Raw genomic sequence first — 295 nt, forward strand, 5'->3', positions numbered from 1 at the left:
TTTTTCGTCCATGACCGTGATCAGTTCGATGCGCAAGTCGCTGGCGAGGTCGTAGTCCTTGCCGTTCGGCTCAACCACGGATGTGGCCGACAGCTTGTCCATTTTTATGCTGAACGGCTTGTCCTTGCCGCTCATCTCGATCGACTTGGCCTCCACGCGTGCCGCGCCAATCCAGACGTCGTCGCTGTTGCGGCTTTGCTTGCTTTCCAGGGTGATATTGTTGACGATCCCCTTGCCCGATTTACTGTCGAACATGAACACCGGCCAGCTTCCGGTGCTGGTCATGGTGCGGCCG

The 295-nt window shown here is 57.6% G+C and carries 1 protein-coding gene; it reads right to left on the minus strand.

Going from position 1 to position 295, the window contains the following annotated elements:
- Positions 1-285 (minus strand): DUF945 family protein (locus F2P45_RS35070; protein WP_229505459.1); only part of this gene is annotated, 285 nt, incomplete at its 3' end.
- Positions 286-295: the final 10 nt, after the last annotated feature.

It is taken from the genome of Massilia mucilaginosa (assembly GCF_011682145.1).
Taxonomy (GTDB): Bacteria; Pseudomonadota; Gammaproteobacteria; order Burkholderiales; family Burkholderiaceae_D; genus Telluria_A; species Telluria_A mucilaginosa.